This window comes from Paenibacillus sp. FSL H8-0175, assembly GCF_045040615.1.
In the GTDB taxonomy this organism is placed as follows: domain Bacteria; phylum Bacillota; class Bacilli; order Paenibacillales; family Paenibacillaceae; genus Paenibacillus_AQ; species Paenibacillus_AQ odorifer.
Map to the genome: position 1 here is coordinate 2,692,702 of NZ_CP150299.1, position 14,539 is coordinate 2,707,240.

Annotated in this window: 15 protein-coding genes and 1 pseudogene; 13 read left to right on the plus strand and 3 right to left on the minus strand. The window is 43.2% G+C overall.

Annotated features, from left to right (window positions below; all coding sequences use genetic code 11):
• Positions 1-538 precede the first annotated feature (538 nt).
• Positions 539-1,423, plus strand: coding sequence for an EFR1 family ferrodoxin (locus MHH46_RS11560; protein WP_076189790.1), 885 nt, complete (start codon positions 539-541; stop codon positions 1,421-1,423).
• 3 nt (positions 1,424-1,426) lie between these two features.
• On the plus strand, positions 1,427-2,047 hold the full coding sequence (locus tag MHH46_RS11565; protein ID WP_076189791.1) for a hypothetical protein: 621 nt from the start codon (positions 1,427-1,429) through the stop codon (positions 2,045-2,047).
• 110 nt (positions 2,048-2,157) lie between these two features.
• On the opposite strand, the gene MHH46_RS11570 is transcribed toward MHH46_RS11565, so the two are convergent.
• On the minus strand, positions 2,158-2,775 hold the full coding sequence (locus tag MHH46_RS11570) for a nitroreductase family protein (RefSeq protein ID WP_076189792.1): 618 nt from the start codon (positions 2,773-2,775) through the stop codon (positions 2,158-2,160).
• A 221-nt stretch (positions 2,776-2,996) separates the two neighbouring features.
• Between MHH46_RS11570 and MHH46_RS11575 the strand changes: the two genes are divergently transcribed.
• The 6 genes from MHH46_RS11575 to map all read left to right on the plus strand — a co-directional run bounded on the left by MHH46_RS11575 (position 2,997) and on the right by map (position 8,427).
• Positions 2,997-3,839 (plus strand): DUF2785 domain-containing protein, encoded by an 843-nt coding sequence (locus tag MHH46_RS11575; RefSeq protein ID WP_076190145.1) that lies wholly within the window; start codon positions 2,997-2,999, stop codon positions 3,837-3,839.
• A 200-nt stretch (positions 3,840-4,039) separates the two neighbouring features.
• The gene (locus MHH46_RS11580) at positions 4,040-4,483 is read left to right on the plus strand and encodes a DUF1641 domain-containing protein (protein WP_036685888.1); all 444 of its coding nucleotides are present in this window, start codon (positions 4,040-4,042) and stop codon (positions 4,481-4,483) included.
• Between the two features lie 40 nt (positions 4,484-4,523).
• On the plus strand, positions 4,524-5,702 hold the full coding sequence (locus tag MHH46_RS11585; RefSeq protein ID WP_076189793.1) for an NAD(P)/FAD-dependent oxidoreductase: 1,179 nt from the start codon (positions 4,524-4,526) through the stop codon (positions 5,700-5,702).
• A 164-nt stretch (positions 5,703-5,866) separates the two neighbouring features.
• Positions 5,867-6,493 carry an SGNH/GDSL hydrolase family protein gene (locus MHH46_RS11590; protein ID WP_036685894.1) on the plus strand — a complete coding sequence of 209 codons (627 nt, stop codon included), beginning with the start codon at positions 5,867-5,869 and terminating at the stop codon, positions 6,491-6,493.
• A gap of 108 nt (positions 6,494-6,601) precedes the next feature.
• The gene (locus MHH46_RS11595) at positions 6,602-7,648 is read left to right on the plus strand and encodes a hypothetical protein (RefSeq protein WP_179088247.1); all 1,047 of its coding nucleotides are present in this window, start codon (positions 6,602-6,604) and stop codon (positions 7,646-7,648) included.
• A 32-nt stretch (positions 7,649-7,680) separates the two neighbouring features.
• Positions 7,681-8,427: a type I methionyl aminopeptidase gene (map, locus tag MHH46_RS11600; RefSeq protein WP_036685897.1), complete on the plus strand. Its 747-nt coding sequence runs from the start codon at positions 7,681-7,683 to the stop codon at positions 8,425-8,427.
• Positions 8,428-8,623: 196 nt separating this feature from the next.
• Here map and MHH46_RS11605 read toward each other — a convergent pair whose 3' ends face one another.
• The gene (locus MHH46_RS11605; RefSeq protein ID WP_076129925.1) at positions 8,624-9,712 is read right to left on the minus strand and encodes a hypothetical protein; all 1,089 of its coding nucleotides are present in this window, start codon (positions 9,710-9,712) and stop codon (positions 8,624-8,626) included.
• Between the two features lie 33 nt (positions 9,713-9,745).
• Entirely contained in the window at positions 9,746-10,732 is a 987-nt protein-coding gene (locus MHH46_RS11610) for a hypothetical protein (protein WP_076129926.1), read from the minus strand.
• Between the two features lie 248 nt (positions 10,733-10,980).
• Here MHH46_RS11610 and MHH46_RS11615 point away from each other — a divergent pair, with 248 nt between their 5' ends.
• From MHH46_RS11615 to MHH46_RS11635, 5 genes and pseudogenes are all read left to right on the plus strand, one after another.
• On the plus strand, positions 10,981-11,757 hold the full coding sequence (locus MHH46_RS11615) for an electron transfer flavoprotein subunit beta/FixA family protein (protein ID WP_341165025.1): 777 nt from the start codon (positions 10,981-10,983) through the stop codon (positions 11,755-11,757).
• Positions 11,754-11,840: pseudogene (locus MHH46_RS11620) on the plus strand (4Fe-4S binding protein); the annotation flags it as partial. The gene MHH46_RS11615 and the pseudogene MHH46_RS11620, both read left to right, overlap by 4 nt.
• 75 nt (positions 11,841-11,915) lie before the next feature.
• Entirely contained in the window at positions 11,916-12,956 is a 1,041-nt protein-coding gene (locus MHH46_RS11625; protein ID WP_256716612.1) for an electron transfer flavoprotein subunit alpha/FixB family protein, read from the plus strand.
• The gene (locus MHH46_RS11630; RefSeq protein ID WP_036685905.1) at positions 12,953-13,648 is read left to right on the plus strand and encodes a hypothetical protein; all 696 of its coding nucleotides are present in this window, start codon (positions 12,953-12,955) and stop codon (positions 13,646-13,648) included. The genes MHH46_RS11625 and MHH46_RS11630 overlap by 4 nt, the downstream gene beginning before the upstream one ends.
• A 26-nt stretch (positions 13,649-13,674) precedes the next feature.
• Positions 13,675-14,532, plus strand: coding sequence for a hypothetical protein (locus MHH46_RS11635; protein ID WP_076129929.1), 858 nt, complete (start codon positions 13,675-13,677; stop codon positions 14,530-14,532).
• Positions 14,533-14,539: the final 7 nt, after the last annotated feature.

Consider the following 14,539-nt stretch of genomic DNA (forward strand, 5'->3'; position numbering starts at 1 on the left):
AACTGAGTCCGGACAGTTGCTAAAAAGAACATCGCCTGCCAAATTTGATCCTAGACGTGCTGCCCATTGCTTAAACTAGCTGTCTTGGGCTCAACTTATCTACTCCGTGCGGAATTAGCTATCTATAGCTCAACTTAACTACTTCGTGCGGAATTAGCTCCCTATAGCTCAACTTAACTACTTCGTGCGGAATTAGCTACCTATTACTCAACCTAGCCGTCTACGTCCCAAACTTAGCCGCCTACATCTCGAAACCAGCTACCTTTTGCTCGATTGAGATCGTAGCGGACCGTATTGCAGCTATTTCAGCACATTGGTTCATATTGCGAAGGTTTCGGACTGTATAGCTCTTATTGCCCCTGATTTGTGCAGAAAAGGAGTGCATTTGAGCGAATAGCTGCAACTGAGTCCGATAGTGTGGTAAAACGAGCGAAATCATGGAAATAAGGGCAACTGAGTCCCAAATAGCCAAAACCCATCTCAACTTCACAGCTTTCCCAGACGGGAATGAGGTATATTTGATCTGGGAGGGGATGGAATGCATAATGCAAAGACGGCCATATTTTATTTCTCAGGTACGGGCAATACGGAGATTATTGCTAAGCAATTTGCTGAAAGGCTAAGAAGTAAAGGGCAAGATGTAGATTTGTTTAGAGTGGAAGATGTTTTTAAAGGCACTCGTTCTGTAGAATATGAAGCCTATGATCTTATAGGTATTGGTCATCCGGTTCTAGGCTTTGGCGCTTCCGGTTTTGTTGAACGTTTTGCAGAAGGGCTACCTGATTGTAATGGAACCCCGGCATTTGTATTCAAAACGGCATCCTCTCCACACTATATCAATAACGGTGCTTCGAATACGGTGCTTCGTTCTTTGCGTGGGAAGGGATATAATCCCTTTCACAATTCGATTTTGGCGATGCCATGTAATTTTTATATTAAATATGATGACAGGTTGAATAAGCAGTTGTATCAAGCCGCACAGCGTAAGGTGGAATTGTTTGCAGAGGAAATCGTAAAGCGGACACCACGAAATCTGCCGATTCACCCTGTGTTGGAGCGGGTTCTGAGAACAGTATATTATTGTGAGGAGCACCAAGGGGGAAAATACTTCGCCAAAGGATTGCGTACAACGGACGCTTGCACACTATGCTTAAAATGTGTCAGAAACTGTCCAACATCCAATATTAGTAGCGGCGTAGAAAGAATTGTTTTCAGTCAAAATTGTTTATTATGTATGCGTTGTGTTTATTCTTGTCCTCAGAAGGCAATCCAAGCGACACGACTTAAGGCTAGCGTAGTAGATCCCTATACTGGAGGTCCGAAGCTTCATAAACTAATGAAGGATTCTGCGAATGATGGACGGTTTGTTACTCCCAAATCCAAGGGCTACTACAAGCATTTTATTAAGTATTTGGAGGAATGACATATGAATCTGTTTCGGATGGGATCGAAGCCACTGGGGATTGAGCGGATCACCACATTTTTGGAGGATAATTATGTGAGTATCGGCTACCCCGGAATAGGGGATCTGGAGAATCTAAGCACAGAGGAACTTCGTGATCGATTGATTGGCACATACCAATATAGTGAGTTGGAGCTTACGCAACATCTGCAAGCCCTTCAGCTATTTGTACATACGATGCAAGATGGAGATTATGTGCTGGTGGCCGATGGAGATTGGGTACATCTCGGGGACCTCGGAGATTATTTTTACAACGAGTTTACTGATAATGTTGACGAGGGTACATGCCATCGGCGTGGTGTGACGTGGTTGAAAAGTGTGCCGATTTCTGAACTAAACACAGGCGTGCGGGAGTTATTTAACCAAAGTGCACCGGTTGTACAATATAAGGGTCCCAAACCAAGTGCTCGCTTGGATCTGTGGATTACAGGTGTTTCTGCTAATGAACAAGAAGTGAATAGTCCGCTGGAATTGGATGAGGAGACACTCTCTAAGGCGCTTAATATTTTGAAAGATGCTTTGATTTGTGATGACTCCGAACGACGGGAACGAGCAGCGATAGCCATTTTACAATATGCGAAGTAGAGCCCCTCTTGTATATCGGGCGTACGGTTCATTATCTTCATGATGAGTTCCAATTAAAAAACGTTCCACCCGCTACTTGCCTCGGATGGAACGTTTTGCTGTATCTATAATCAGATGAATTCAACGAATTCGTTAACTGGCTTACGGTAGCCGCGGGGTCTGATTTTATGTTTTTTGTCTTTGCCGATCGTGATCAGCATAGCAGGTACCATATGATCCGGCAGATTCAAGGTGGATTGGATAGCATCAGCATCGAAGCCGATCATCGGGCAGGTATCCCAGCCTTTATCTTTGGCGATCAGCATAAAGTGCATGGCAGAGAGAGAGGCATTACGTATTGCTTCATCTCTTTGAAAAGCATCCTTATCAATGTAAGCATTGTTAATCATCTCTATTTGCTCATCATATTCCTCTTGTGACATCGCTCCTAAAGCTTTAAGCCCGCCATAGATTTCTGGAGCCTGCTGATAAGCATGCTTATCTCCTAGCACTACAATAACTGCTGAAGCAGTATGGATTTTATATTGGCCGTAAGCTGCTTCGCGAATTTCTTCTTTTAAGCTCTCGTTAGATATCACTTTGTAATTTGTATGCTGTAGATTATAGGCCGAGGGTGCCAATCTGGCATAAGAGAACATTTCCTCTAATTCATTCTGAGGGATGATAACCCCTTCCACAAAATTCATAGCGGATCTGCGTGACTGAATCAAGTCTGTAAAAGCGCTCATAAGTATTCCTCCGTTGTGTATGTATTCGGTTGTAAAATATCAACACCTGATATTTGTAAATGAACTAACTAAATGTTACTAACTCAAAATAACACAGCTTAAAAAATTCGTCAATGATAAAATTTATTGAAGTTAATCTTGAACACCCTGTTGTCAAAAAATAGGACATAAATTAGGATATTAGGATATGTAGAAACACAGTGGATGAAAGGGTGGATAAATTGATTAATAGTAGAGAACAATTGATGATAGATTTGCAAAGAATCGAAGAGAATGACTACGAGCTTAGAAGTGGAGAGGACATAAAGGATTATGTGAAGTTGATGCTTGAGCATATAGGAGATCCCGAGCCTGTACTGCGTGATGAATTGATTTATTCCACATTCTACAAATGGATTAATGAGAAACATTGGTTTAATGATGCGGAGCTTCGTGAACTGCTGTGGATACTTCTTGACGAGCAGCATCTTTTTTATCACATTGGGAATAAAGAAGATCTGACGGTGTATACAAGAACATTTTCTGTATTGGTTGTTGCTCTTATTCTCCAGAGGCATAGGGAAATGGCTATATTGGATAGCTCTGAATTTATAAAGGTGAAGCAGGGTTTGATTCGTTATTATGAGGAAGAACGGGACTTAAGAGGTTATATGGAAAAAGAAGGCTGGGCACACGCAGCAGCCCATGGCGCCGACGCCTTGGATGAGCTGGTTTTATGCTCGGAGAGTGATGCCGCGGTGCGGGAAGAGGTTCTGGCAGTTATTCAAAAGATGCTTTATAACGATCAATACATATTCAGGGACGAAGAAGATGAAAGGATTGCTACTATTATAGTTACAATCATCGATCATCATTTACTTCCACAGCAGTCTATAACCGATTGGATTCTCAACTTGGCGCAATGTGGCAGTTGGCCTAGAAGCCACAGCCAGTACGTTAATCGAATAAATACAAAGAACTTCCTGCGTTCTCTTTATTTCAGGTTACTTCTAACAGAGAAGAATATGGACATTGTGGATGTTTTATTGAAAACTGAGAAGAATTTGAATGAATTTGTACATTAATTCACTCAAACGGTTTTAATTAACACTAGTAATTTAAATAATTTATTATAATGTAATAAAAATCACAAATTTTTATGGAAATTCAAAAACTTTGTGACATTTATAACTTGATAAGTGCTATAATAGAAATATGGCGTTAAAAGTTCTTATGTTTTTCATTACTATTAAGCAGCAAAGCTTATTGCAGAGGAGATTTGGATATGTCAGAATCAATCACTCAAACACAACCTGAACAAGAATCACCAAAAGTAGCTGTTAGCAAGGAACAAATGGATGTTCTAGAACAGCTCTTGAAACCAGAAGTTCAGGAATCATTAACAGTCTTGGTGGAACAGCTGCCAAAATTAACTGAGCTTGTTGGCGTGCTTACAAAGTCCTATGACTTTGTGCAAACTGTCGCAGCGGATGATGTCTTGAAAAGTGATACGGTAAGTGCAATTAAAGAACTTGCTGAACCTGTAGTGCATTCCGCGAAGAATATGGCAGCTACAGTGATCGAAGCAAAAGATCGTGCGAATGAAAGTAACGAAGTTATTGGTCTTTTTGGTCTTATGAAGTTGTTGAAAGATCCACAAGCGCAAAAGCTTTTCCGTTTCGTAAATGCATACCTTCAAGTTGCTGGAGAACGCAGTAAGCAGAAATAATCATTTTCATATCTTATACGTAAGGGACGGAGGAAACATCATGTCTAAACATATTGTCATTCTAGGAGCAGGTTATGGTGGTCTACTAAGCGCCTTAACCGTACGCAAATATCTCAAAAAAGATGAAGCTAAAATTACTGTAGTTAATCAGTATCCTACACACCAAATCATTACAGAATTGCATCGTCTTGCAGCAGGTAATGTTGCAGAGGGTGCTGTAGCTATGCCTCTAACTAAGCTTTTCGCAGGGAAAGATATTGACCTGAAAATCGCGAAGGTTAATTCATTTTCTGTGGAGAACAAACAAATTGTTCTTTCTGATGGTGTGACACTTACTTATGATGCGCTTGTTGTAGGTCTTGGCAGCACTACAGCTTATTTTGGCATTCCAGGGCTTGAACAATACAGTATGGTATTGAAATCAGCTGCAGATGCTAACAAAATTCATCAACATATTGAAGATCGTATTCGTGAATATGCGAAATCGAAAAATGAAGCAGATGCAAACATCCTGATCGGTGGCGGCGGCTTAACAGGTGTTGAGCTTGTTGGTGAAATCGCGGATGTATTGCCTACACTTACTAAAAAATATGGCGTTGATCCTAAAGAAATTAAGCTAATGCTCGTTGAAGCAGGTCCTAAAATCCTTCCAGTATTGCCAGATGCATTAATCGAACGTGCTGTAGCAAGCTTGGAGAAACGTGGTGTTCAATTCCTGACAGGTCTTCCTGTTACGAATGTAGAAGGCAATGCGATTGACTTGAAAGACGGTCAAAAAATTATTGCTAACACATTTGTATGGACTGGTGGCGTACAAGGAAATCCACTCATCGGCGAATCGGGTCTTGAAGTTAACCGAGGTCGTGCAACGGTGAATGAATTCTTGCAATCCACTTCCCACAAAGATGTATTCGTTGCTGGTGACAGCGCGGTGGTCTTTGCAGAAGATGGACGTCCTTACCCTCCAACTGCGCAAATTGCTTGGCAAATGGGTGAATTGATCGGATACAATCTGTATGCCTTCTTGAAAAATAAATCGTTTGAAAGCTTTAGCCCAATCAACTCTGGTACACTTGCTAGCTTAGGCCGTAAAGACGGTGTTGCCATCGTTGGTGCAAGTTCTACTCCGTTAAAAGGCTTGCCTGCAACTCTAATGAAGGAAGCAAGTAATATCCGTTACTTGTCCCACATTAAAGGATTGTTCAGCCTAGCTTACTAATATAGTTTAACCCTAAACCCTGCTCAAATCTGAGCGGGGTTTTTGTTATTGTTTTTTTAGTGAAATGTTTGCATTATTGATGTTTCACAGTAGGCTGTATTCATTGTATTTGATATAATAGATTGGGTTATATTAACAGAGGTAGTTAGAGGAGGATTTCATTTATGATATTCCAACAAAACGATGTCATTCTGTTTCAAGGGGACAGCATAACAGACTGGGGGCGTAATCATGAAGACGCTTCATCACTTGGAGTAGGTTATGCAATGATGGTCGCCGCTCGTCTGGGGTATTTATATCCAGAGAAGAATCTTACTTTTATTAACCGTGGTATTGGTGGCAACCGTATTGTTGATTTACAGGGACGTTGGGATAAGGATTGTCTGGATTTGAAGCCGACTTGGGTGTCCATTTATATTGGAATTAATGACACTTGGCGGCGTTTTGATTCTGGTGAAGAAACCACTCCCGAGCAGTTTGAAGCTTCATATCGGGACCTGATCGAACGTACTCGGAAATCTTTGGATGCTAAATTAGTGCTTATAGAGCCTTTTGTTTTGCCTGTACCGGAAGATCGTAGAACTTGGCGTCAGGATCTTGATCCTAAAATTCATATTGTCCGCGAGCTGGCACGTGAATATGGGGCGCCGCTGGTTCCGCTAGATGGACTTTTTGCAGCGGCTTCCGTAAAAGCAGAACCGGCTTACTGGGCATATGATGGAGTACATCCTACTCCTGCAGGTCATGCACTTATTGCGGATGCTTGGCTCAAAACGATGGGAGCAATCTAATCAATTGCCATTTTAAGACTAGAACCACGCTTTAATAAGCAGGTTGTAGTCTTTTTTTAATCGCGTGTTCATAAAGTCGTTTTTATATATTTATAGACACTGTTATAATTGGAATATGCTTATGTATTGGAGGCGATTCGCATTAGGCGGTTAATATGGATAGCACCTTTGTTATTGGTCGTAGTGTTAAGCGGATGTAAAAGTGATTTGGGCTTCATCAATGCCAGATGGATCGAAGGCGTGTCGTTGACACCCGTGGCAACGAGTGATCAGAAACAAGCGGATCGTCCTTTGCACTCAGAGAGCTTAACGCTAAAGGATTCTGTTTTGATCAAGACGCTTGCGGAGGCTATGAACAAGAGTAAGAAATTTTCTGATGATCTGGATTGGGGTCCGGAATTTGAAATGAAGCTTGTTTATGGGGACGGCTATTCGGAAGATTATTACATAGCGCTTGGAGATCAACTTGGACATGAAGGGATGTTTACTACAGCAGAGAACAGCAGTCAGGGCTATACAATTCCTGTAAAAAACTCTGACCAGTTAAGAAAGCTCATTTATGGAACAATCGATACGGAGAACATTGAACAGGCAGACCCTGTGGAGACTTCTGTCGAGGTAACAGGTCCAGTAACCCTATCACATAATGAACTGTCTCCGGTCACAGGGAGAGCGGGATTTTTAAATCTGCAACTGCTAGAGGGGACATATAGCGAAGATTGGACTACACCGAGTCCGTTAGCGGGAAGAAACTGGAGTGGCCGATTTAGGCTAGTAGTGACTGATGAGCATGGAAAAACACTGAGTAGCTATCCGTTAAATGATCAATTTGCCCAGACCTTTAATGATTTTTTTCAGCTTCAGTTTGAGGATTATAATGGAGATGGTGATCCCGATTTTACGATCGGACAATATGGAACGAGTAACGGTTATTTCTACAAGCTTTTTACACTCAGAAGAAATAACGTGATAGAAGAACTACCTATTAAACCTGAAAATCAGCTGTTTATCAGCAGTCCTGAGCGGTATTCCATAAAACTGGATAAAGTTGATGAGCATAGCTTCAAGAGAAGTTACTACGATAACGCAGCAGGCAAACAAGTGGAAGATACTTTTCAGTGGGTAGGGAGTGCATTTCAGAGGCTCGACAAATGATTAATTCATGAAGTGAGAGGAATGTGTGTTGGATGACAAGTGATACGGTACAAGATTTAGAAGGGTTAAAAGCTATTGGAAAAGTGGTGGGCCACACCATCGCCGAGATGAAAAAGAAAGTAACCCCTGGGATGACGACTGCGGAGTTAGATCTTATTGGAGCTGAGATTCTGGAAAGCTTCGGAGCATCCTCAGCCCCGAAGATAACTTATAATTTCCCGGGCAGCACCTGCATCAGTGTGAACGAAGAGGTTGCTCATGGTATTCCGGGTCCGAGAGTGATTAATGCTGGCGATTTGATCAACATTGATGTCTCTGCTGAGCTGAATGGGTATTATGGGGATGCTGGCGTTTCTTTTCAACTGCCGCCCTATAACGATGATATTCTGCGTTTATGCCGGAGTACAGAGGAAACCATGATGAGTGTGATCAATCATCTGCGGGCAGGAATGAAGGTTAACGAGATCGGCAGAATGATGGAACTTGAAGCTCGCAAACGCGGTTATAGAGTGGTGCGTAATCTGTGCAGCCATGGAATTGGCAAATCACTGCATGAGAAGCCTTTTGAAATTCTACCCTTCTATAATCCAAGAGTGACCACGGTGCTAAAGGAAGGACAAGTAATTACAATAGAGCCCTTCCTCTCGACTGGAGCGGACTATGTGGAGCAGCAATCGGATGGCTGGACGCTAAGTGTTGTAGATAACGGTCGGGTAGCACAGTTTGAACATACGATTATCGTGACTAAAGGTGAGCCTGTTATTCTGACTAGTGTGTAAGCTCGAATAGCGACTTAAAGGGGTGGAGGATGGAGGGGGATATGAGCAAAAGCCCTTACCCGGACCCTCCGTTCCTTCCATGTCGTTAGCGAAGTTGTTATTAGCCGTGATAAGTGGCAATGCGGTAAATACTTTAAAGAGACCTGTCTATTTGACAAGTCTCTTTTTTTCTAGGATGAGGCGTTACGCTTATATCCTATATTTGGCATAAGTTATCGATGTTTTTTTCAATGGAATGATAAAACAGGTCTTCCGCATGAAGGACATAGGCCATGTATTCTTCCATCTGGTCAGTAAGTGTAAATTCATTCATGATATACTGCCTGGTCATAACATTCCTTAAAAGTTCCCATTGTTCGATGCTTTGCCGAGCATAATGAATGACATCGCTGAGAGCATTAGGATTCGCTAAGGAATTCAGCAGCAATAGCAATACTTTTTTTCTATCTGAATGACGGGTGAGCGTCGTCCGGGTTAAAGAGTAAAGGTCATGGGGGCGGTTTGAAATCTTTGTATTGAGGATGAAGCGTCCACTTGCAAACAGATTGTTCAGTTCCTGGATAGCTGATCGTCCGATATATTCCAGGCGTCCTTCGGTACAAGAGGGCGGCTTATAATAATTCGATAGCGCGGTTCTTAAAATGAGCGAGGCTCGGGCTGGCAATTCAGCAAGCTCATCTTGATTAGGATGCACTGTGAAACAGGAAAACTGCCGATTGTAGGCATCCATAAACGAAGTTTTGGCATCTTGACCGATATTTTTGTTATGCGGATAAGGCTTGAAATACTCTTTGTTGTAATTTATATAATTGTCCAAGAAATAAAAATCAGTTGCCGTCTGCCCTAGGATCAAAAATATATGCCCATCCACAATATGATCTGTTTCCAGAGCCGGGCTTAATTCAAATGTTCTATAAAAGGGGACTCGTTTCATTAACGTATTGACAAATACGACTTCGTTATTTGCTAACAGTGTCTCTATCGTCTGGATGGCTGCCTCTGCATTGTTGCTAAAAGTATGTTTATTAGCGACTGTTATATAATCCTCGGGATCTTTGATCTCGTTCAAGCTTAATTCAAACTGGTCACTGTCAGTATGGGTAACTAATTTCAGATTAAAATCATCTAAAAACATCTTGTACAATACGCTAGAGTCATTGACATACCTTTTTAGCATGAAAAAAATATTACGGGTATAGCAGTTTCCCAGTGACTGTACCTCTGCAATAGGCTCCCCTGCAGAATTATAGTAATATTCCATTTCTAACGTCTGCAACGTCTGCATAATTGTCCCTCCAACTGCTGCTAATTCTCCAATTCATCCCTTGGAGCCGAGCGCGCTTATTATTTCGCCCAATAATTTGGCTTCGTCTGTTTGTATGGTCAACAGAGAATGTTTGAGTGCGTCTAGCACCTTGGGGTCCATGGACAGATTATACCGAAGCACCATATTTCTGTTCAGAAGAGAACGTTCTTCAAGCTCAGTACAACGTTCAATCCATCGGTTGCATTGCATCAGGAGTTCTATTTGTTGGAGATATTTAACTCTTAAAACCATAAGCTTCTTATGCTCCCACAGCAAATGATAAGCTCTAATGTCAAGCTCAGGGTCATCCTCTTTAGGGTGCTCCATTTGATAAATGAGGTGTTGGTACACACTTTGTCCATAAATGCTGGTAGTGGTATGGTTAATAAAATCAAATGTGCGCTTGGAGGATAGATATCGCTGCAAGCTGTCGACAATCTGTTCGACGTTTAAATCAAATTCTGCATCGATTTTGCTAAGCAAAGTTACACGCGTAATAAAATTTTCTTCTCTGCACAGATAGTCAAAGGCAGATTCCAGTTCGGAAAAGGTGCATTGAGCGGTCATAAATTTACCGCCCGTAATATTGTCCCGAATGCAGACTGTTTGGCGATCAAGATCGTAGCCGTAAATTAATGTCTCGTGAAAACGGTGCTCTTGGCCGAACTCCTGATATGCAGATATAAAGTACCGGTCGAGATGGCACCATACATAGCAATCGCCGTTGATAGAGTCTACAACGAAATCCGTAAAGGAAGACCACTTGGAAATGATGGTTCTAGGCAATATGAACTTATTGAGAAATGGGCAATAATCAACAAGAAGCTCATGATTGTCAAAAAAGTAAGTTTCCCAATCCGTTACATATCTCAGCTGAATGAAGTTGGAATAAACCCAGGGCCATATGCGGTTATCCGAAGAAATAATAGAAAACAAAGTCCCATAAGTGTTGGAAGTATTTATTAGTGGATCGGAAACGGGTAAAGTAATTTTACTCAATTTACACCTCCATATTTCCATTATATTTAAATAAAAATGAAATAAATGACATTATTATACTATAATAATTGTTCATTCCAATTATGTGATGATAATCATATTATGATAATAAAGGGAAGTGGTAATCTGGCGAAGAATAGTACTTTTGGAAACATTTTGGCATACGTTTCTCTGGTAAAAAAGCTGCAGAATGTGATGGGGGGAGCGATATATTGCGAATAGTGGTTTGTTTAAAGTTTATTGCACACGTGAACAAATACAATGTGCGTGGCATTGATGATGGCCGTAAGATCTCGGCCTCACCGCCACCGAAGGCAACCTTTGAGCTAAACTATCCGGACCGGCAAGCCATCCATGTGGCATTGGAGCTGAAGAATAGCTGTAATGCTAATGTAACTCTTATTTCCATGGCCCCTCCCGGTTGTAAAACGGTTCTACAGGAGTTCATGGGTTATGGGATCGATGAGGCTGTCCTGCTCAGCGACGCTTCTTTTGCCGGTTCGGATACATTGGCGACATCGCTGGTACTGGCTCGTGCTGTTGAGAAGCTTGGTGGATGTGATCTGGTTCTGACCGGCAGCCATTCAACCGACAGTGATACCGGTCAGGTAGGTCCGGGAATCGGCGAGTATCTAGATATCCCCCACGCGATAAATGTAACACGGTTTGAGGATATTTCGACTGATGAGGTATTGTTCCACCGCCAGCATGACGAAGGGGTAACAACCAGACAGTCTTGCCGGCTTCCGGCAGTATTGAGTATTGGTGGAATGACAGCCGTCTCTGAGTTGAAACCGCTAACAATTGCTGCCAAATTGCATGCCAGAACCAAGGATATTCTGGTATGGTCCTGTCATGACCTTGGCCTTGACCCACAGACGGTTGGTTTGGCAGGCTCGGCTACTGAAGTAGTTTCAGTGTACGAACAGCACTCCGAAAGAAAGGGGATTTTGCTAGAAAGCGATGAATATCTACGGGTATTGGAGCCGATAATCAGCAAAATCAGCGAGGTTAGAAGTGGATGATTAGGATTGATCAGGAACAATGCACATATTGCCTCCTGTGTTTAAAACGCTGTCCCGCGGCTGCAATCAAAGATGAGGATGAGGGCTTGCGTATCGACGTTGCGGCATGTACTTATTGCTCAGTCTGCACGTCTTGCTGTCCTAACCAAGCCATTATAATGAAAGACAGGGTACAGGAGACCAGACAACCGTACCCTGAGCATGAAGGTATTTGCCTTGTTGTGGAACATGCTGAAGGCGCGCTCTCTTCATATTTTCCGGAACTGGTTAGCGCAGCAAAACAGCTGCAGGCTATGAGAGCCCAGCGCATTTGTGCTTTGGTGGTCGGAGAGCGTATAGAAGACCTAGCCCAGCGTCTGCTTCAATGGGGAGTAAATGAAGTGTGGATGGTGAACAAACCGGGCATACAGCGTTACGCCGAAGATATTCATTATAATTTGATTTCTGCGGTGCTCCGGGATCAAAGACCGTCTGTCGTGCTAGGTATGGCTACCGCATGGGGGAGGTCTATTTTCCCCAGAGTTGCAGTCCGCCTGCGGACGGGGCTATGCGCCGATTGCATCGATTTGAAGATGGGACCGGATCATGGGGATTTTATTATTACCAGACCGACGCAAATGGGCGAGCAATTCGCTGAGATAAAAATACCGGCAAGACGGCCGCAAATGGCAACTGTAAAAACCAATTTTTATTCCGCTGCTGAGACCGCACACGTCGTGCAGGGCAAGATTGTTGATCTAAGCTCCCAGTATTCTTGCTCTTCCTCAGTCCTGCAGTTTATGGGAGTAATTGAAGAAGCCGCGGGCAAGGAGAACATCGAGACTACAGAAATTATTGTTGCTGCCGGGAGAGGCATTCAAAACGCAGACAATCTTCGTTTAATCTATGCGCTCGCCGATGCGCTTGGGGGGAAAGTAGCGGTTACCAGACCGCTTGTAGAATGTGGATGGATGGATAGTATGCATCAAGTCGGACTGACAGGTAAAATGGTCAAGCCCAAACTGTACATTGCCTGCGGAGTGTCTGGGGCAGTGCAGCATAAGGTTGGGATGCATCATTCGGAGACGATAATTGCAATAAATACGGATCGCAATGCACCTATCTTTGATTACTCCACATATGGGATCGTAGGCGATCTTTTTACAGTCATACCTGAAATATTGTCGGCATTGAACACAGTACAGGAGGTTGGGCGATGATTGAGAAGGAGCTATTAAGACAACAAACGCTGCATACGATTGGCGTCATGCTCGATGAGCACTTGCTTCAGAAGGAGGATATGTTCAGGTTTCAAAGTGATGTCCACGACACATATTCTCCGGAATACATCCGGAGCGAGATGGAGAATTGGTACAGAACATTAGGAATCGAATATATCATCCAGCGAAAATTTTCACTTCGGATGCCGCAGTTTACGAGAGAAGAATTAGAAGAAGCGGACCGAAGAAACGAGATCATTTTATGTGTTCCCCAAGGCGTCAGTCGCAAGCAATTAGGCTGCTTGTTTAATATCCGCAATTGGGCGCTGGAGAGTGAACTGGTCGCAGCAACTCCGGAAATTGAGGATTTCTGGTTCACCGTTCCGCGGACAACCGAACCGGATATGCTGGATCGGACGGCTGTGGAAATACAGCGTACATACAAGAAAACCGGAAAATTGGGAATGAGTCTGGAGCGGTATCTGGTATTTGTCGCCCGCATGAGGCATCTGACAGGACAAACACCGGATATAAGGACAAAGATGTGGATTACCAACGGCAAATATGAAGGAAAGGCGATGCTTGTGGTTGGTTTCGACTCGGCTGGCGAGTTTACAGCACATGGCTGGATGCCGAATTTCCACTCGCCTATGGTGGGCGGACGTTATACCTGGATACCTGACCATATATAAACAGTAAGGAGACGGTTATTTCGGCTATGTACAATAAGTTCACTGAATCGGGGCCTCAGCCTAGTGTACACTTCACCACTGCTCGCAAGGCGGAACCGGGTCCTAATGAATTGTTCATTACCAACCGTTTTACTTTAACGGGAACGGTAAAGGACCCATCCTGCTTGCAGCTTTTTCATGGGGCATGCCATTTACCAGGGCATTATCCTTACTCCAGTGTCGGAGTAGTGACTAAAGCGGGGCTTGGAGCAGAGCATCGCGTAGGCCAAGCTCTTGTGTTTTCTCCTCATTATACAAAGGATGTATGTGTCCCTCTGCACAGTGGGGTGGATGGTCAGATCTTTATTTCCAACGACTTAGACCCTGTGACAGCTGCGTTTGTTCCTATGTTTTGTGTGGCACTAAATGTGTGTGAAGAGCTGGCAGATGAAGGCATTAAAACGGTGGAACTGTGGGGAATGGGACTGCTAGGAAAGCTTTTATTAAGGTTGCTTGAGCAGGATGAAGATTTGAGCTTCAGTGTTGAAAAGAAGGAGGCCAAGGATGAGATTTGGGCCGGGTTAAATAGCGGTGTGTGGGACTGCGAGGAGAGAGCCATTGTTGCACTTGATTCGGACCTGCTCTCGCAGGTTCAACGGCATTCGGCTTTAAAAAACGATCCACCAGACCAGCACATACAATTTATTGATCTGACAAGACCTGGAATACTTAAGGAATCCATAACGCATGACCGTATTCAGGAAATCTCTCGCAGAATTGGGAAGCAAGAGCTTGAAGTAACCAGCCTAATTGCCCAACATATTCATGCGGAACATATGGAGCAATTTATCAGGCAAGCGGCGGAAGGCTTTTTTGAAGGGAAAACTGTAGTCTATGACTGGTAGAGGAGGT

Coding starts and splice junctions, on each gene's coding strand:
- MHH46_RS11560 (WP_076189790.1), top strand. CDS start 539: ATGCATAATGCAAAGACGGCCATATTTTATTTCTCAGGTACGGGCAAT.
- MHH46_RS11565 (WP_076189791.1), top strand. CDS start 1,427: ATGAATCTGTTTCGGATGGGATCGAAGCCACTGGGGATTGAGCGGATC.
- MHH46_RS11570 (WP_076189792.1), bottom strand. CDS start 2,775: ATGAGCGCTTTTACAGACTTGATTCAGTCACGCAGATCCGCTATGAAT.
- MHH46_RS11580 (WP_036685888.1), top strand. CDS start 4,040: ATGTCAGAATCAATCACTCAAACACAACCTGAACAAGAATCACCAAAA.
- MHH46_RS11585 (WP_076189793.1), top strand. CDS start 4,524: ATGTCTAAACATATTGTCATTCTAGGAGCAGGTTATGGTGGTCTACTA.
- MHH46_RS11590 (WP_036685894.1), top strand. CDS start 5,867: ATGATATTCCAACAAAACGATGTCATTCTGTTTCAAGGGGACAGCATA.
- map (WP_036685897.1), top strand. CDS start 7,681: ATGACAAGTGATACGGTACAAGATTTAGAAGGGTTAAAAGCTATTGGA.
- MHH46_RS11605 (WP_076129925.1), bottom strand. CDS start 9,712: ATGCAGACGTTGCAGACGTTAGAAATGGAATATTACTATAATTCTGCA.
- MHH46_RS11625 (WP_256716612.1), top strand. CDS start 11,916: ATGAAAGACAGGGTACAGGAGACCAGACAACCGTACCCTGAGCATGAA.
- MHH46_RS11630 (WP_036685905.1), top strand. CDS start 12,953: ATGATTGAGAAGGAGCTATTAAGACAACAAACGCTGCATACGATTGGC.
- MHH46_RS11635 (WP_076129929.1), top strand. CDS start 13,675: ATGTACAATAAGTTCACTGAATCGGGGCCTCAGCCTAGTGTACACTTC.